The sequence below is a fragment of the Nonomuraea jiangxiensis genome, assembly GCF_900099965.1.
GTDB classification, from domain to species: Bacteria; Actinomycetota; Actinomycetes; order Streptosporangiales; family Streptosporangiaceae; genus Nonomuraea; species Nonomuraea jiangxiensis.
This window is the reverse complement of record NZ_FNDJ01000008.1, coordinates 384,493-399,456: the sequence shown is the minus strand read 5'-3', so window position 1 is coordinate 399,456 and position 14,964 is coordinate 384,493. Positions and strand designations below refer to the sequence as shown.

18 protein-coding genes are annotated in these 14,964 nt (G+C 72.0%); 9 read left to right on the top strand and 9 right to left on the bottom strand.

All coding sequences use genetic code 11. From position 1 onward, the window contains the following. The 4 genes from BLS95_RS20150 to BLS95_RS20135 form a co-directional block, all read left to right on the top strand. Positions 1–548 (top strand): complex I subunit 1 family protein (locus BLS95_RS20150; protein WP_176993283.1); only part of this gene is annotated, 548 nt, incomplete at its 5' end. A gap of 10 nt (positions 549–558) precedes the next feature. Continuing rightward, positions 559–1,137: a hypothetical protein gene (locus tag BLS95_RS20145; RefSeq protein ID WP_143043806.1), complete on the top strand. Its 579-nt coding sequence runs from the start codon at positions 559–561 to the stop codon at positions 1,135–1,137. 20 nt (positions 1,138–1,157) lie between these two features. Further along, positions 1,158–1,349 (top strand): hypothetical protein, encoded by a 192-nt coding sequence (locus BLS95_RS20140; RefSeq protein ID WP_143043805.1) that lies wholly within the window; start codon positions 1,158–1,160, stop codon positions 1,347–1,349. Between the two features lie 26 nt (positions 1,350–1,375). After that, on the top strand, positions 1,376–1,813 hold the full coding sequence (locus BLS95_RS20135; protein WP_090933402.1) for a TIGR03618 family F420-dependent PPOX class oxidoreductase: 438 nt from the start codon (positions 1,376–1,378) through the stop codon (positions 1,811–1,813). Between the two features lies 1 nt (position 1,814). On the opposite strand, the gene BLS95_RS20130 is transcribed toward BLS95_RS20135, so the two are convergent. The 3 genes from BLS95_RS20130 to BLS95_RS20120 are packed head-to-tail and all read right to left on the bottom strand — an operon-like array spanning position 1,815 to position 4,467. Beyond that, the gene (locus BLS95_RS20130) at positions 1,815–2,678 is read right to left on the bottom strand and encodes an LLM class flavin-dependent oxidoreductase (RefSeq protein WP_090933400.1); all 864 of its coding nucleotides are present in this window, start codon (positions 2,676–2,678) and stop codon (positions 1,815–1,817) included. Then, positions 2,675–3,916: an MFS transporter gene (locus tag BLS95_RS20125; RefSeq protein WP_090933398.1), complete on the bottom strand. Its 1,242-nt coding sequence runs from the start codon at positions 3,914–3,916 to the stop codon at positions 2,675–2,677. The genes BLS95_RS20130 and BLS95_RS20125 overlap by 4 nt, the downstream gene beginning before the upstream one ends. Then, positions 3,913–4,467, bottom strand: coding sequence for a pyridoxamine 5'-phosphate oxidase family protein (locus tag BLS95_RS20120; protein ID WP_090933396.1), 555 nt, complete (start codon positions 4,465–4,467; stop codon positions 3,913–3,915). The genes BLS95_RS20125 and BLS95_RS20120 overlap by 4 nt, the downstream gene beginning before the upstream one ends. Before the next feature lie 78 nt (positions 4,468–4,545). Between BLS95_RS20120 and pdxR the strand changes: the two genes are divergently transcribed. Further along, positions 4,546–5,955 carry a MocR-like pyridoxine biosynthesis transcription factor PdxR gene (pdxR, locus tag BLS95_RS20115; RefSeq protein ID WP_090933394.1) on the top strand — a complete coding sequence of 470 codons (1,410 nt, stop codon included), beginning with the start codon at positions 4,546–4,548 and terminating at the stop codon, positions 5,953–5,955. Between the two features lie 42 nt (positions 5,956–5,997). On the opposite strand, the gene BLS95_RS20110 is transcribed toward pdxR, so the two are convergent. The 5 genes from BLS95_RS20110 to BLS95_RS20090 all read right to left on the bottom strand — a co-directional run bounded on the left by BLS95_RS20110 (position 5,998) and on the right by BLS95_RS20090 (position 10,871). Next, complete coding sequence (locus BLS95_RS20110; RefSeq protein ID WP_090933392.1) at positions 5,998–7,215, bottom strand: aminopeptidase; 1,218 nt, start codon at positions 7,213–7,215, stop codon at positions 5,998–6,000. Beyond that, the gene (locus BLS95_RS20105; protein WP_090933390.1) at positions 7,196–8,425 is read right to left on the bottom strand and encodes an MFS transporter; all 1,230 of its coding nucleotides are present in this window, start codon (positions 8,423–8,425) and stop codon (positions 7,196–7,198) included. The genes BLS95_RS20110 and BLS95_RS20105 overlap by 20 nt, the downstream gene beginning before the upstream one ends. Next, positions 8,422–8,946 (bottom strand): ArsR/SmtB family transcription factor, encoded by a 525-nt coding sequence (locus BLS95_RS20100; RefSeq protein WP_218135866.1) that lies wholly within the window; start codon positions 8,944–8,946, stop codon positions 8,422–8,424. The genes BLS95_RS20105 and BLS95_RS20100 overlap by 4 nt, the downstream gene beginning before the upstream one ends. 60 nt (positions 8,947–9,006) lie before the next feature. Then, positions 9,007–9,774 carry a class I SAM-dependent methyltransferase gene (locus BLS95_RS20095; RefSeq protein ID WP_090933387.1) on the bottom strand — a complete coding sequence of 256 codons (768 nt, stop codon included), beginning with the start codon at positions 9,772–9,774 and terminating at the stop codon, positions 9,007–9,009. Positions 9,775–9,857: 83 nt separating this feature from the next. Further along, positions 9,858–10,871, bottom strand: coding sequence for an aldo/keto reductase (locus BLS95_RS20090; RefSeq protein ID WP_090933478.1), 1,014 nt, complete (start codon positions 10,869–10,871; stop codon positions 9,858–9,860). Positions 10,872–11,002: 131 nt separating this feature from the next. On the opposite strand from BLS95_RS20090, the gene BLS95_RS20085 reads away from it, so the two are divergent. Next, positions 11,003–11,605: a TetR/AcrR family transcriptional regulator gene (locus BLS95_RS20085; protein WP_176993282.1), complete on the top strand. Its 603-nt coding sequence runs from the start codon at positions 11,003–11,005 to the stop codon at positions 11,603–11,605. Between the two features lie 31 nt (positions 11,606–11,636). Here the strand turns inward: BLS95_RS20085 and BLS95_RS20080 are convergent, their stop codons facing one another. Continuing rightward, entirely contained in the window at positions 11,637–12,524 is an 888-nt protein-coding gene (locus BLS95_RS20080; RefSeq protein ID WP_090933383.1) for a LysR family transcriptional regulator, read from the bottom strand. A gap of 124 nt (positions 12,525–12,648) precedes the next feature. Here BLS95_RS20080 and BLS95_RS20075 point away from each other — a divergent pair, with 124 nt between their 5' ends. From BLS95_RS20075 to BLS95_RS20065, 3 genes are all read left to right on the top strand, one after another. Next, positions 12,649–13,368 carry an SDR family oxidoreductase gene (locus tag BLS95_RS20075; protein ID WP_090933380.1) on the top strand — a complete coding sequence of 240 codons (720 nt, stop codon included), beginning with the start codon at positions 12,649–12,651 and terminating at the stop codon, positions 13,366–13,368. A 117-nt stretch (positions 13,369–13,485) separates the two neighbouring features. Then, positions 13,486–14,085, top strand: a complete 600-nt coding sequence (locus BLS95_RS20070) for an RNA polymerase sigma factor (protein WP_090933378.1) — start codon at positions 13,486–13,488, stop codon at positions 14,083–14,085. After that, complete coding sequence (locus BLS95_RS20065; RefSeq protein WP_143043804.1) at positions 14,078–14,938, top strand: hypothetical protein; 861 nt, start codon at positions 14,078–14,080, stop codon at positions 14,936–14,938. Before BLS95_RS20070 ends, BLS95_RS20065 begins: the two co-directional genes overlap by 8 nt. The last annotated feature ends 26 nt before the right edge of the window (positions 14,939–14,964 follow it).

Sequence of the window (14,964 nt, the reverse complement as noted above, 5' to 3'; positions counted from 1 at the left end):
CCGAATACTCCTCGTCGCTGAAGTTCGCCCTGATCATGATGGGTGAATACCTGCACACGTTCACGGCCTCCGGGATCGCGGTGACGTTGTTCCTGGGCGGCTGGCGGCCTCCGTTCCCGATGTCGTGGGAGTGGGCGTTCACGGGCTACTGGCCGGTGCTCTGGTTCTTCATCAAGTTCGCGCTGACCTTCAGCTTCATCATCTGGGTGCGGGCCTCGCTGCCGCGCGTGCGTTACGACCAGTTGATGTCGCTGGGCTGGAAGGTGCTGATCCCGGTCAACCTGGGCTGGATCCTCCTGGTCGCCGCGGTGCGCAACGTGATGGTCAACGAGGGCGACAGGGTGCTGGGCATCGCGGTCGGCGTCGTCATCGTGATCGGGGTGCTGGCCATCTGGATGCGGTTCGACACCGTCAACCAGCGGCGCAAGGAGGACAGGAAGGCGCAGGTGGAGGCCGAGTTCGAGGAACTGACCAACGAGCCGGCGGCCGGCGGCTTCCCGGTGCCGCCACTCGATCTTCCGCACTACCACGGCGTCCCCCGGTCCTGAAGGGGTGGTCGTGGTTCCCCTCATGGCGTTCGTGTGGGAGTTCGCCGTGGTGCGCCGCAAGCGGCTCGGCTACCGGGTGCAGATGGACACGCAGGGCTGGATGGAGATCGTCGAGTCCGACTACCTGACCCACGAGAGCGACAAGACCGGCATCCGGGTCAGGTTCCCGAACCGCAGGGTCGTCGGCATGGCGGTGACCGAGCCCGAGGAACTGAGCCACTTCTTCGTCACGGACACCGGCGACGGCACCAAGGAGACCGAGGGCTACGGGATGGGCGAGGAGAAGGACGCGGGAGTCCTCAAGTTACCCAAGGTGAAGCTGAACCCCGGCGCCCACTACAAGGTCCTGGCCGTGCTGGAACGCAAGTCGGGAACGCCGGGGAAGGGCTTCGACGAGCCGGTGTTCCGCGCCGAGGTGACCGGGCGTCCCGCCCGCTGGCTCGGCTGGCTGGCCCGGCTCAAGCTGGCGCGGACCGAGAGCCACACCTTCGCCTCCCAACCGGCGCTGGTGGGCATGGTCCTGCTGGTGGTGGCGGTCCTCACCCAGTCGGGCCTCACGCTGTTCTGGCGCGAGGATCCGACACGCTGACGGTCGGCGAGGTGCTCGCGGTGAGCGCCATCGGGCGGGTCACCCAGCTGGGCGGCCCGCCACCGGCGGACGGTACGGAGCTCGACACCCGTGACTTCGTCCGTCCGCGGTGGCAGGACGGTGTGCTGACCCTGGTCACGATGCCGGTGGCGGGTGGCCGGGTGGCCCCGTTCGAGGTGCCGAACCCGACCCCCTGCTGCGCCGACCACTAGCGCCCGCCTCGTTAGGGTGTGGTGGTATGACATCCTTCGACGAGGCGGCGGCACTGGGGCGTGCCGAGAGCGGGCTGGCGGTCGTCTCCACACTGCGGGCTGACGCGACGATCCAGACGTCCCTGGTGAACGTCGCCTTCATGGCGCATCCGCTGACAGGAGCGCAGGTCGCGGCATTCGTGACGTACGGCAAGGTGAAGCTGGCCAACCTCCGGCTGCGCCCGCAGATCACCGTGACCGTGCGCTCGGGATGGCAGTGGGCGGCCGTCGAGGGCAGCGCGGAGCTCGTCGGGCCGGATGACCCGCACCCTGCGGTCGACGCCGAGCGGCTGCGGGTCATCCTGCGCGAGATCTTCACGGCCGCGGGCGGCACGCACGACGACTGGGACACCTACGACCGGGTGATGCGGGAGCAGCGCCGCACCGCCGTGTTCGTGACACCGGCACGGATCTACAGCAACTGACTCACCCGTCCACGAGCAGCGGGAGAGGGCGGTCCTCGACCTGGAAGGGGCCGTCGCGCAGGACGCCCCGCACCCGGTCCAGGGTCACGTCCGGCGGGAAGTCGGGCATCCACCACGTGGCGCCCGCCGTGACGTACGGCTCCGGGTCGGCGCCGGGAGGCAGGGCGACGGCCAGGTCGTACGGCGTGGCCGCCGGGCCACGCAGGCCGGTGAGCGTGGCGGCGATCTCGGCCAACTGGTCGGCGTGTTCGAGGTCGATGGGGAAGAACCCGTCGTGGCGGGCGGCCCGGCGCAGCGGCCGGACCCGGCCGGGATACCCGGCGACCCACACCGGCACCCGAGGCCGCTGCACCGGCCGGGGGAGGAACCGCAGGCCGTCGATGGTGTAGTGCTCGCCGCGATGGTGCACCGGCTCACCGGACCACGCGGCGGTGAGGACCCCCATCGCCTCGTCGAGCATCTGGCCGCGCAGCCGGTCGTCGGGTTGCTCGCCGGTCCTGGTGAACTCGCGGCCGTAACGGTCGCTGCCCAGGCCGACGCCGAGGGTGAGACGGCCGCCGCTGAGCCGGTCGAGCGTGACGGTCTCCCGGGCCAGCTTGGCGGGCCGGCGGCGGGCGACGGGCGTGACCATGGGACCGATGCGCAGGCGTTCGGTGGCGGAGGCGACCGCGGCGAGCGTGATCCACGGGTCGGCGACCTGCCGGACCGGCCGCGGCCAGCTCAGGCGGTCCCACACGAAGAACCCGTGCCACCCGGCCGCCTCCGCCTCACCGGCCAGGCGCGCGGCCACCACCGGGTCGGCGAGATCGTCGAAGAGCGGCACCCAGAGGGCGGAGCGCACCGGCGGACGCGCGGACTCGGTCATCGTGGCCTCCCGCTCATGACCGCTGGGCCGGGCGTGACACGAGTACGGAGGATCGACAGGACGGTGGCGGCCACGAGGGCCACGCACACCGTCGCCAGGAGTCGATAGCCGCCAAGGGCCAGGAGCTGGCTCGACATGAGGGCCGCCAGCGCGGCGGCACCCCACACCCATGCCTCGACGCGGCCCTGGACGCGGAGCCGCTCGGCCGGTGGCACATCACGCACCAGCAGGGCGCTGCCCGCCACCATGGACATGCTCCAGCCGTAGCCGAGCGCGAACAGGGCCACCGCGAACCACGGTTCGCTCAGGTGGGCGGCGCCCACCAGCACGACCGCCGAGGCGCCGATCGTCGCCACGCCGGCGACCAGCACGCGACGGCTGCCGTACCGGTCGGTGAGCCGGCCGCTGAGCGGGGCCAGGGCGTACATCCCGAGGACGTGCAGGCTGATGACCGCCCCCACGGCGCCCAGGCCGTGGCCGTGGTGGTCCAGGTGCAGCGGGGCGGCGACCATGAGCGCGACCATCACCACATGGGAGGCGACCATCGCGACCAGCGCGATCCGGATCGCGGGGGCGGCGAGCAACCGTGGCGGAGCCGTCGCCTGCCCGCCGCGGCGGACCGGCGTGGCCGAGCGGTGCACGCCCGTCGTGACCAGACCGGCCACAGCGGCGGCGGCCAGCGCGAGCAGGAACACTCCGGCCATCGCCGGCAGCCCGGCCGCGTCGGCGACGGCGGTCGCGGGGGCCAGCATCGCCGGCCCGCCCACCGCGCCGATGGTCCCCGCCCACGCCACGGCACTGAGGGCGAAACCCTGGCGGGCAGCCGGATAGAGGTCGGCGCCCGCGTAACGTGCCAGCTGCGAACCGGCGTTGCCGACTCCGAGCAGGAAGAGCCCGGCCACCACGAGCAGGGGCTCGAACAGGACGCCCGCGACGGCCACCCCGGCGCCCGCCGCGGCGACGGCGTAGGCCGTGATCAGACCGGACCTGCGGCCGGTCAGGCGCATCAGCCAGGTGAGGCCGATCGACCCGGCGGCCACGCCCGCCACGCCGGCGGTGGGCGGCAGGCCGCCCCAGCGATCGCCGAAGGCGCCGGCGAACATCAACGTACTGGCCGTGCTCGCGACCATGACGGCCGCCTGCATCGTCGCCGCCCCCAGGGTCAGCACCGCCAAGGAGCGGCCCCGGCGGACGACCCGGCAGGTGCCGGGCACGGCGTGCGCCGGTACGGCGCTCATCGGCCGGCCGCCCGATGGCCCGGCTCCCGGAACCGCCAGCGGGTCGCCACGACGGGGTCGCCGGTGCCGATGCCGTAGGCGGTCGCCGGGATCACCTGGTAGACGTCGTAGGGCGGCGGGCCCGCGGTCGTCGCCCCACCGCCGGTGTCCAGCGCCCCGTCGCGGACGGTGACCCGCCAGCCGTAGGTCTCGTCGTACGCCCGCGCCACCCGGCGCAGCGTGTCCTCGTCACGCACCTTCGCGGCGGTGCCCTCGACGACGAGGTCGAGGGGTTCGTGCTCCACCGTGACCACGCAGCGGGCGTCGCGGGCGAGGTTGCGTGCCTTGCGGGTGCCCGGACCCATGCAGACGTACGGCCGGCCCTCGACCCAGACGGCCAGCACGGGCATGACATGCGGCGCGCCGCCGGGCCGCACCGTCGCCAGCCAGTAGGTCGCCGCCGATCGCCGTAGGTGCCCGCGTACCCAGTCCCATGGGGTGGGCTCCGCCCACCCGTTCATCGGCTCGGCGGACACCGGTTCGTGGCCCGCCGAGCAGGGGCTTGTGGTCATGTCCAGCCTCCTCTCGCTCGCGTACGGCCCCGATGCTACGGTCGAACTGGTGCAGTGAAGGGATCCAGTTCTTCCGCAATGGACGAGACCAGTCAGCCGATAGAGGTGCTGCTGTCCGTCTCCCGGGACGACCGCCGGGGGCTGGGCACGCAGATCGAGGCGCAGTTGCGCGGAGCCATCCGCGAGGGAAGGTTGCGGGCGGGCGCGCGCGTGCCCTCGACCAGGGACCTGGCGCGTCAGCTCGGCGTCTCGCGCCGGGTCGTGGTCGGGGCATACGAGCAGCTGGCCGCCGAGGGATACCTGACGCTGCGGCAGGGCGCCCGGCCGTGCGTCGCCGAGACGGCCCGGGCGCGCGTGTTCCCCACGCCAGCGGCGAGCGCTCCGGCCGCGGCGCCCCGGTTCGACCTGCGTCCGCGCGCACCGGACGTGTCGGCGTTCCCGCGCTCGGAGTGGCTGCGGTGCCTGCGCGACGCGCTGCAGGCCATGACCAACGCCGAGCTCGGCTATGGCGACCCGCGCGGGGTCGAGGCGCTGCGCTCGGCCCTGGCCGACTACCTCGGCCGGGTGCGCGGTGTGGTCGCCGCGCCGGAGCGGGTCGTCATCACCAACGGGTACTCCCAGGGTCAGGGGATCATCTGCCGGGTGCTGGCCGCCCGGGGTGCCCGACGGATCGGGTTCGAGAACCCCAGCCACCCTGACCAGCGTCGCATCGCCGAGAGAGCCGGCCTGGAGATCGTGCCGATCGCCACGGACGACGCCGGCATCCGGGTCGACCAGCTCGACCGGGCAGCCGTGGACGCGCTGGTGCTCACCCCCGCTCACCAGCACCCGACCGGCGCGGTGCTCACCGGCGAACGGCGGCGGGGCCTGCTGACCTGGCTGAGGCAGCGCGACGCCATCGTCATCGAGGACGACTACGACGCCGAATACCGCTACGACCGCGCGGCCGTCGGCGCCCTCCAGGGGCTGGAACCCGACCGGATCGTCTATGCCGGCTCGGCCAGCAAGACGCTCGCGCCGGCACTGAGGCTGGGCTGGCTGGTCGTCCCGGCGCGGCTGCTCGCCGCGGTCACCGACGAGAAGGACCTCGCCGACTGCGGCACCGCCCGCATCGAGCAGCACGCGTTCGCGACGTTCCTCGCGCGGGGCGAGCTCGACCGCCACCTGCGCCGCATGCGTGCCCGGTACCGCCGCCGCCGCGACCTCCTCCTCGACGAACTGGCCCACGCCCTGCCCGAGGCCACCGTCCGGGGCATCGCCGCCGGGCTGCACGCCACCGTCGAGCTGCCCGGCGACCACGACGAGCGAGCTATCCTCGACCAGGCCCGCCGCCGGGGGATCAACCTGATGACCACGTACGACTTCTGGATCCCGCCCGGCACCGGAGCCCCGACCCTGCTGCTCGGCTACGCGCAGATCCCCGTCCCCGCCATCCCCACCGCGATCCGGGCCCTGGCCGACGCCGTCCGATCCACCCGTGAACGCTGAGGCGAGACCTCCACCGTCCGGTGGGCGATGCGGGAACGCCGGTCAGATCTGCCATTCGTCGTCGCGGAGCAGCTCGATCGCGCCCCCATCGTGGCCGATCCCGGTGACGGTGACCTCGGGACCGCCCACCATGAAGTCGACGTGGACACCGGAGGTGTTGACCCCGGCCGCGTCGAGCCCGGCGGGATCCTCGGTGCGCAGACGCTCGGGCACGCCGGGAGGCAGTCCGGCGCCCCAGGCGAGATGGCAGGTGGCGTTCTCGTCCAGCAGCGTGTCGAGGTAGGTGAGGCCCGAGCGTCCCACCGGCGACGAACCGTCCACGAGCGCCAGCTCACCGAGCCGGGCCGCACCGGCGTCGGTCGCCTGGTGGGTCCGGACGATGTCGGCGCCGCTGGACGCCCGTACCTCGCTGACCACGCCCGCGGTGAAGGTCAGCTCCAGGTCGCGGATGACGCTTCCGTTGAGGGCGAGCGGTCTGGTCGAGCGAACGGTGCCCTCGACCCGGCGGTAGTCAGGAGTGGTGAACACCTCCTCCGTGGGGATGTTGGCCTGGAAGACGTGCCCCTTCACCGATTCCAGCCGCGCCGCCGTCCAGTGCGCGCCGGGCAGCAGCCCGATGGTCAGATCGGTGCCGGGCCCTTCCAGCCGTACGGCGTCCAGGCGCAGCTCGGTCAGCGTCTTCGCGCGGCCGAGCAGTTCGGCGATCCGCTGCTCCCAGGCGGCTCTGGGGTCGGGCCGGTCGAGCCGGAGAATGGGCCGCAGATACTGCCACAGCCGGGTCTCGTCGGGCTCCCCGAAGATCGCGCGAGCCCACTCCGCCGTGGGGCAGGGCACCATGACCCAGCGGACCAGGTTGCCGAGCTGCAACCGCTGCCTCGACGTGAGGTACGGCATACGATCGAGGCCCGCCCGGACCGGGTCGGACCCGGCCAGCAGATCGGGTGCCGCGGCGCCGCGGATGTTGACCAGGACGCCGCAGTGACGGGCCAGCTCCTCGTTGCGTGCGTCCAGCCAGGCCGGGACCTCGCTCAGCGTCGCCGCGTCCGCGTGCTGGACCCGGGACCGTTTGGCGTGGGGGTCGTAGTACCAGATGTCCACATAGCGGGCGCCCCGGGCGTATGCCGCCTCCGTCAGGGCGCGGGCGAGCGGCGCGTGCTCGATCTCGGCGTTGATCAGCACGCGGTCGTCGTCGAGGACCGGAACGGCGACGTCGAAGACGACATCGGCGTAGCCGGCGAGCTCAGCGGCGGGAATGGTCATGATCGTCGTCTCCTTGGGGTGACTTGTCATGCGCTTGGCGGTGACGAGCAAGGAACAGCAGCGGCGCCAGGGCCGCCACGCAGCCCGCGACGGCGAAGCCGTGGGCCAGGCCGAAGGACTGCGCGACGAAGCCGAGCGCGAGCGCGGCGGTCAGGAATCCGAGGTCGAAGAACGCCGTCGTGGTGGCCACCGCCGAGCCGCGCTGTTCGGCGGGCAGGCCGGCCACCGCCATCGTCAGGAACGCGGGCAGGCCCAGCGCCTGTCCCGTGCCGAGCACCGCGGCGGCGACCAACGCCCCGGTCACGGTGGGCCAGACGGCCAGCATGATCAGCCCCGCGGCGGTGAGCAGCAGGGCGGCGGCCGCCGTTCCGCGCGGGTGGACCCTGGACAGCAGCCTCTCGCCGCCGATCCGGACGGCGAGCAGCACGCAGCCGTAGAGGAGGAAGTGCGTGCCGCTGCCGCCGCCGCCCAGCGCGGCGACGTGCAGCGGGAGGAAGGCGCTGAAGGCGGTGTATCCCCACACCGACGCCCAGTACGCCAGACCAGGCAGCAGTCCTGCCCGGTGGACGAGCGGCGTGGCGGTTCCGGCCCGGGAGGCGGTGCGATCGGCGGTTCTGGTCCGGGAGGGGCTGTCACCGGCGGTTTCGGCTCGGGAGGGAGTGCCACTGGCGAAGGCTTTCGCCGTGACGCTGCCGGGGAACAGGCCGGCGACCAGGACTGCGACGGCCGCCGCCGCGGACAGGGCCCAGACGGCCGGCAGGCCGGCGGCGGAGCGGACGGCCTCGGCGAGCGGCGGTCCGGCGAGCAGCCCGGCGTTGACCGCGACGGAGAACCGGTTGATCGACTGGCCGGGACGGTCGTGGTCACTGGCCGCGGCGGCCAGGCCGACGTACATCAGCGCTTCCCCGGCCCCCGCGACGGCCCGGCACGTCAGGAACAGCGGCAGGGAGTCGGCGAGCAGCACCGCTGCGGAGGCGGCCGCCAGCAGCGCGGCGCCGGCACAGACGGCGGCTCGGCGACCCCGCCGGTCGGCCAGCCGGCCCGCGAAGGGGCGGGCGAGCAGGGCGCACACCGACGTGATCGCCAAGCAGGCGCCGACCATGCCCGGCCCCTGCCCGAGAGGACCGGTCACGTGTCCGGGAATCGCGGGGACGAGCAGCCCCAACGACAGGAAGCCCGCCCCGGTCCATAACAGGGGGAGGCGCGTCATCGCACGTCGTCGAGTTCCAGCAGCAGCGTGGTCATGCTCACCTTGACCCGGTCACCCGAACGGGGCGGCCCCGCCTTGTCGTGGACCAGCGCGACCGCCTGGTCGACCAGCCCGATGACCTCCTCCCACACGGACCGGTCCAGCCACACCTCGGCATCCATGGACAGGCGCTGGGTCCGGGCCTGCGCGAGACGTCGCTCCAGGTCCGCGTTCAGTGCCTCATGCAGGAGCCGGCGACCGTTCGCGCGATCCAGCCGGGCGCCGCTGGAGGGGTCGTAGCGGTAGCGCCGCCGGGGCCTGCCCCTGCCTCCTTGCGACGGCCGCTCCTCCACCATCTCGAGGAACCCCGCCTCAGCCAGCTGGCGCAGATGGTAACTGGCCGAGGCATGGGCGATGCCCAGCTCCTCGGCGACCTCCGTGGCCGACATGGACACGCCGGTGAGCAGCGACACCATGCGGATCCGGAGCGGATTGGCCAGCGCCCGCAGCGGCACCAGACCGTCATCGGATTCCCAAGACATGTTGGGATAATAACTTTCCCAACAGGCCTTGGGAATAGGTCTTCGCGTGCCGCCGACAGGTCAGGCGTTCGTGGCCAGGCGCGCGACGTGGACGGTGATGTCGGCGTTGACCTCGACCGTCGCGGGGAGAACCCGCATGATCCTGCTGAGCACCTGCTCCTGCTCCGAGGCGGGCAGGACAAGATACGCGGAGACGGTGGAGAGGTGGCCGACATAGGCGCGTGCGCTCATCGTCAGCCGCCGCTCGATCACGGACTGCCGAACGTCGGTGAACCATGCGGATCGCTGGAGCTCCGTACCCGGCCACTGCATGTCATGCTCCGGGGGCGTCCCGTCCGGAGACGGAATCTCGTCGCTGGCCAGGAACGGTGACCGTGCCGCGCGAACGGCCTCCCGCACGGCCTGGTCGGTCGGCTGTATCGGCCCGCCGAAGGAGGCGAACACGCCACCCGGCTCCAGCAGCGCGGCCATGCGTGTCCACCGCCCCTCCGGGTTCGTCCAGTGCAACGCCGCCGCCGCATAGACCAGCCCGTACCTCGTGCCCGGCCGCAGGTCCTCGAACGCGGCCCGCACGGTCCGGACGTTCGCCGGGACGTGCTTGCGCAGCTCGGCGAGCATGGCCCCGTCAGGGTCGGTGGCGGTGATCGTGACCCCTCGTTCGGCGAACAGGCGGGTCGCCTTGCCCGTCCCCGCCCCGATTTCGAGTGCCGTCCTGACCGGCTGAGCCGCGTACGCCATCACCAGGTCGTAGAGCTCCACGGGATAGCCTGGCCGGAACCGCTCGTATGCTTCCGCCATCGCTCCGAAGCTCAGTGCGCGCTCAGACATGCCGAGCATCCTGCGGCAGGCACGCTCGACGGTCAACTCGGCGTCGGTCGTTCCGGGTCTTCCGCTCGCGAGGCGGGGTTCTTTCAGCGGGGCGGGGTCACCCCGTTGAACCAGTTCTGAGTGGCGACGGCGGTGTCGTGTTCGCGCTCTCCGGTCACGGTGATGCGTTCGAGGGCGGCGATGTGGTCCTCGGTGAGGGTGAGGCCGGCGGCGAGGGTGTTCTCCTCGAAGAAGGCCGGCCGGCGGGTGCCGGGGATCGGGACGACGTCGGGTGCCTTGGCGAGCAGCCAGGCCAGGGCGACCTGGCCGGGGGTGGCGTCCAGGTCGGCGGCGATGGCGCGGACGACGTGGAGGGTCGACAGGTTTCCGTCGAGGTGCTCCTCGGAGTACCAGGGCAGGCCGCGCCGGTGGTCCTCCCCTTTCAGGTCGTCGCGGGAGGTGATGGCGCCGGTGAGGGCGCCGCGGCCCAGCGGGCTGTAGGGGACGATCCCGATGCCGAGTTCGCGAGTGAGCGGCAGGATCTCGTTCTCGATGCCGCGCTCCCACAGCGACCACTCGGTCTGGAGGGCGGTGATCGGGTGCACGGCCGCGGCGCGGCGGATGGTGTCGGGTGCGGCCTCGGACAGGCCGAGGTGACGTACCTTACCCTCCGCGACGAACTCGGCCATGGCGCCGATGGTTTCCTCGATCGGGATCGCCGGATCGGCACGGTGCTGGTAGTACAGGTCGATGTGGTCGGTGCCCAGGCGCCGCAGTGAGCGTTCAAGCCGCTCGCGCGCGTAGGCGGGGCTGCCGTCGATGCGCGCCTCGGCGCCGCCGAACGGGGCCGAGACGATGCCGAACTTCGTCGCGATGACGAACTCGTCGCGGCGGGCGGCGATCGCGCGGCCGATGATCTCCTCGCTGTCCCCGTAGACGTCGGCGGTGTCGATCATGGTGACGCCGAGCTTGGCGGCACGGTCGAGGATCTCCCGGGCCACTTTGTCCGGGTCGTACTCGCCGCTCTGCCCGTAGGGGTTGGCGAAACTCATCGCGCCGTAACCGATCGCGCCGACCTCGAGCCGGTCGGGTCCGAGGAATCGGGTAGTGATGCTCATGGCCAGGTCCTTCCGGGCGAGCAGACCTGTCCTCACGGGAGAGGGGGCTGCTCGCAGATATGTCCTCACTTGGGGACAAGCTTAGTCCTCAGTTGAGGACAACGGTCAAGGGGGGGCCTAGGATGAGAGGCATGGCCACTGGTACGTCCGCGTCCGAGTCTCGTCGCACGCGCGATGCCGAGGCGACCCAGCGCGCCATCCTCGACGCGGCGATCGACGCGTTCGCCCGCAGCGGCTACGACGGTGCGAGCACCCGCGACATCGCCCGCGACGCCGGCATCGACCCCCGCCTGATCACCCGCTACTTCGGGTCGAAGGAGGCGCTGTTCGAGCGAGCGGTGGAGGAGACCTACCGCCATCCCCTCATGATGGTCCCCGGGAACAACCGTGCCGTGGCCGCGGCGCTGCTCGGCGACGCACCGATGGAGCAGGCCAAGGGACTCCTGCTCACCATCCGCTCGGCCGGGAGCGAGCGAGCCGTGGAGATCATGCGCGACCACCTCGAACGCCACTATCAGCGCGACCTCGCCGACGCGCTGACCGGCCCCGATCCGGGGACGCGCGCCGCGCTGCTGATCGCCGTCTGCACCGGCGTGCAGATGCAGCGCAACGTCCTGGGCAATCGGGCCCTGCGGACCTCGGACTCGGACCTGATCGTCGACCGGCTCGCCGCCGCCCTCGACCTCATCGGGGCGAGCGACGCCCCCGCTCCCGAAGGCGGCCGGAGCACCTGAACCCAGGGGGCCGGCGCGGGCCGCGCCGGGGTCACCAGGCAGGTGACGGGCCGGTGGCGTGGAGGTCCGTCGCGATGGCGGCGAACTCGCCGATCAGCGGGTTCCGCCGGGCGCTGTCCCAGGCCAGGCAGACCTGGTTCGGCGGGAGGTCGGTGACCGGGACGTACGTCACGTCCGGCCGGGTGTAGAAGGCCACCACGGACAGCGGCAGGACGACGATGCCGTGGCCCGCGGCGACGTGTTCGAGCTTCTCTTCCACGGCGTGGAAGGCCGGTGCCGGGCGACGCCTTCCCGGACGTCGCAGCTCGGTGGCGATGTCCCGCCATTCGGGAACGGCGTCGGGGTCCTGGAGGAGGTGCTCGTCGGCGAGGTCGGAGATGCCGATCAGGTCCTTGCCCGCCAGCCGGTGCCCGCTGGGCAGCACGGCGACCCGCGGCTCGCTCGTCAGCGGCCGGACCCGCAGCCCGCGCTGGTCGATCGGCAGGCGTACGTAGCCGATGTCCACCCGCCCGTCGAGGATGACCTCGGTCTGGTCGTCCCAGGTCGTGCGGACCACCTCCACCGTCAGGTCGGGATGACGTTCGCGCAACGCCCGGACCGCCGGAGTGACGATGATCCCCGGCATGAACCCGACCGTGAAGGTGCCGGCGCCGCGGGCGGCGCGAGTGACGCGGCGGCGCAGCGCCTCCGCCGAGGCCAGCAGCGGGACGGCGTCGGCGAGGAGCTGCTCGCCCGCGGGGGTGAGCTCGGTGGCCCTTCTGGTGCGGGCGAAGAGCTGAACCTTCAGCTCCTCCTCAAGGGCCCGGATCTGGCGGGAAAGTACGGGCTGCGCGATGTGCAGCGCCTCGGCGGCCCGCCCGAAATGCAGCCGCTCGGCCACCGCCACGAAATATCTCAGCTTCCGCAGATCAACGTCCACCAGTGCGTTCTCCCACCTCTGATGCCTCCAGGGTATTACAGGCGTGGAAGAGGGTCTTGGACGGCGGCGACGGGCCGGGCCCATCGTGGAGAGGTCGGAATCCCCGTATCGCAAGGACCGAATCATGGATCTGCAGGGTCAAAGCGTCGTCGTGCTCGGCGGCACCTCGGGTATCGGGCTGGCCACCGCGGAGGCGGCCGCGCGACAGGGCGCCGTGGTCACGGTCGTCTCCAGCCGGCGGGCCGGCGTCGACCGCGCGCTCACCCGGCTGCCCGGCCACTGCGCCGGCCGCGTCGCCGACCTCACCGACGCGCGGGCGGTGGGCCGGCTCTTCGACGACCTCGGCGAGTTCACCCACCTGGTCTACACCGCCGGAGAGCCGCTGACGATCATGCCGCTGGACACGCTCGACCTGGACAAGGCACGGGACTTCTTCGCGCTGCGCTACTTCGGCGCGCTGGGGGCGGTCCGGGCGGCGCTGCCGTACCTGCGTAAGGACGGCTCGATCACCCTCACCACCGGCATCGCCAAGGACCGGCCGGGCCCGGGCTGGGCGGTCGCGGCCAGCATCTGCGGCGCCATGGAGGCACTGACCAGGGCGCTGGCCGTCGAGCTCGCGCCGATCAGGGTGAACGTCGTGTCGCCCGGCTTCGTACGTTCCCCGCTGTGGGCCGGGATGGGGGAGGAGGAGCGCGAACGGATGTACGCCGACCTCGGCGCCGCGATCCCGGTGGGGAGGGTCGGCGAGGTCGAGGACATCGCCCGGGCCTACATGTTCCTGATGACGGAGCCGTTCGCCACCGGAACCGTCCTCACCGTGGACGGCGGGCACGTCCTCGTCTGATCCGGATCGCACCCCCGCAGGTCCCCGGCAAGCGCGGAGGTGGTGAGAGGCTCGGGAACCGCATGCCTCCGGCGTGGCAACAACTGCTGTCCCGATCCATCGCCGAAAGGCCACAGCATGACCGATTCAAGCCGGGCGGAGGGCGATGACGCCTCCCATATCAGACGCTCCTTGCGCGAACCGGAGGCCTTCGCCGAGGTCTTCCGCCGGCATGCCTCCGACATCACCCGGTACGTGACCAGAAGGCTGGGGGCGAACGCCGCCGATGACGTGGTAGCGGAGACGTTCTTGACGGCGTTTCGGCAGCGCGGGCACTACGACGTGACTCGTCCCCATGCTCGCCCATGGCTGTACGGCATCGCCACCAACCTGATCGGCCGCCATGTGCGTACGGAGTTGCACCAGCTCCGCGTCCTCGAACGAACGGGCACCGACCCGGTGACGGCCCCCTTCACCGACCGCAGCGACGACCGGGTCAGCGCCGAGGCCTCCCGCCGCCGCCTGGCGGGGGCGCTGGCGACGTTACCCAAGGGCCATCGTGACGCGCTGCTCCTCGTCGCCTGGGCCGGCCTCACCTATCCGGAGGTCGCGGAGGCGCTGGGCGTGCGCATCGGAACCGTACGTTCGCGGATCAACCGGGCACGAGAGAAGCTGCGCAAGGAGCTCGGAGGAGTCAATCCCATGACCATCGTCAGCGAGGAGCCCGTCCATGAATGAGATGACCGAGCTCGAAAGCTTCCGCTCCGAAGTGCCCCCGCCCACGCCGGATGCCCTGACCGCCCAGGAAGGGCGTCTTCTGAAGGCCCTGGCCACCCCTCCCGCCGTCGAACGCGGGCGCCGCGGCCGTGCCGTGTTCGCCGGCCTGCTCGCCGCCGGCGTGTTCACCACGGCCGCCGTCCTGGGCCCGACGCTGATCGGTCAGGACTCGCGTCCCACCGCCTACGGCAACTCCGCCATCGACATCGAACTGCGTGGAGACGAGTACGTGGCCAGGATCAAGGACCCGTTCGCCGACCACGCCCTCTACACCGAGGCGTTCCAGGCGCTGGGCCTGAACGTCGCCCTGGACCTGCGGCCCGCTTCCCCCACCGGGGTCGGCCGCGTCTTCCGGCTCGGCTTCGCCGGCACCACCGAGAAGGACCGCATCGGGGGGAACCTGGAGCCGGAAGGCTGCACCTATGGCCGTCCCGGCTGCGCCCTGATCGTCACCATCGCCGCGGGCTTCAGCGGCAGGGGCACGATCTATCTGGGCCGCCCGGCCAGACCGGGGGAGACGTACCAGAACAACACGGACGCCGGCCGGAAGGGTGAGTCTCTTGAGGGCTACGACCCGAACGGGCGCACGGTCGCCGAGGTCCTCACCGAAACGCGCAGGCGTGGCCTGGAGGTGACGTATCAGATCATCCGACCCGCTCCCGATGGGAACGGCTTCTCGATGAATCCCCGGGAGCAGTCGGCCAAGGTGGGCGATCACTGGATCGTCTGGGCCGCCGAACCTTACCGGGAGGGCGCGGTACGCCTGCTGGTGTCGGAGAAGCGCGTGGCGAGGAACCCCGTCCACGGGGACTGACCTCACGCCCCGCGCCATCGCAGCGC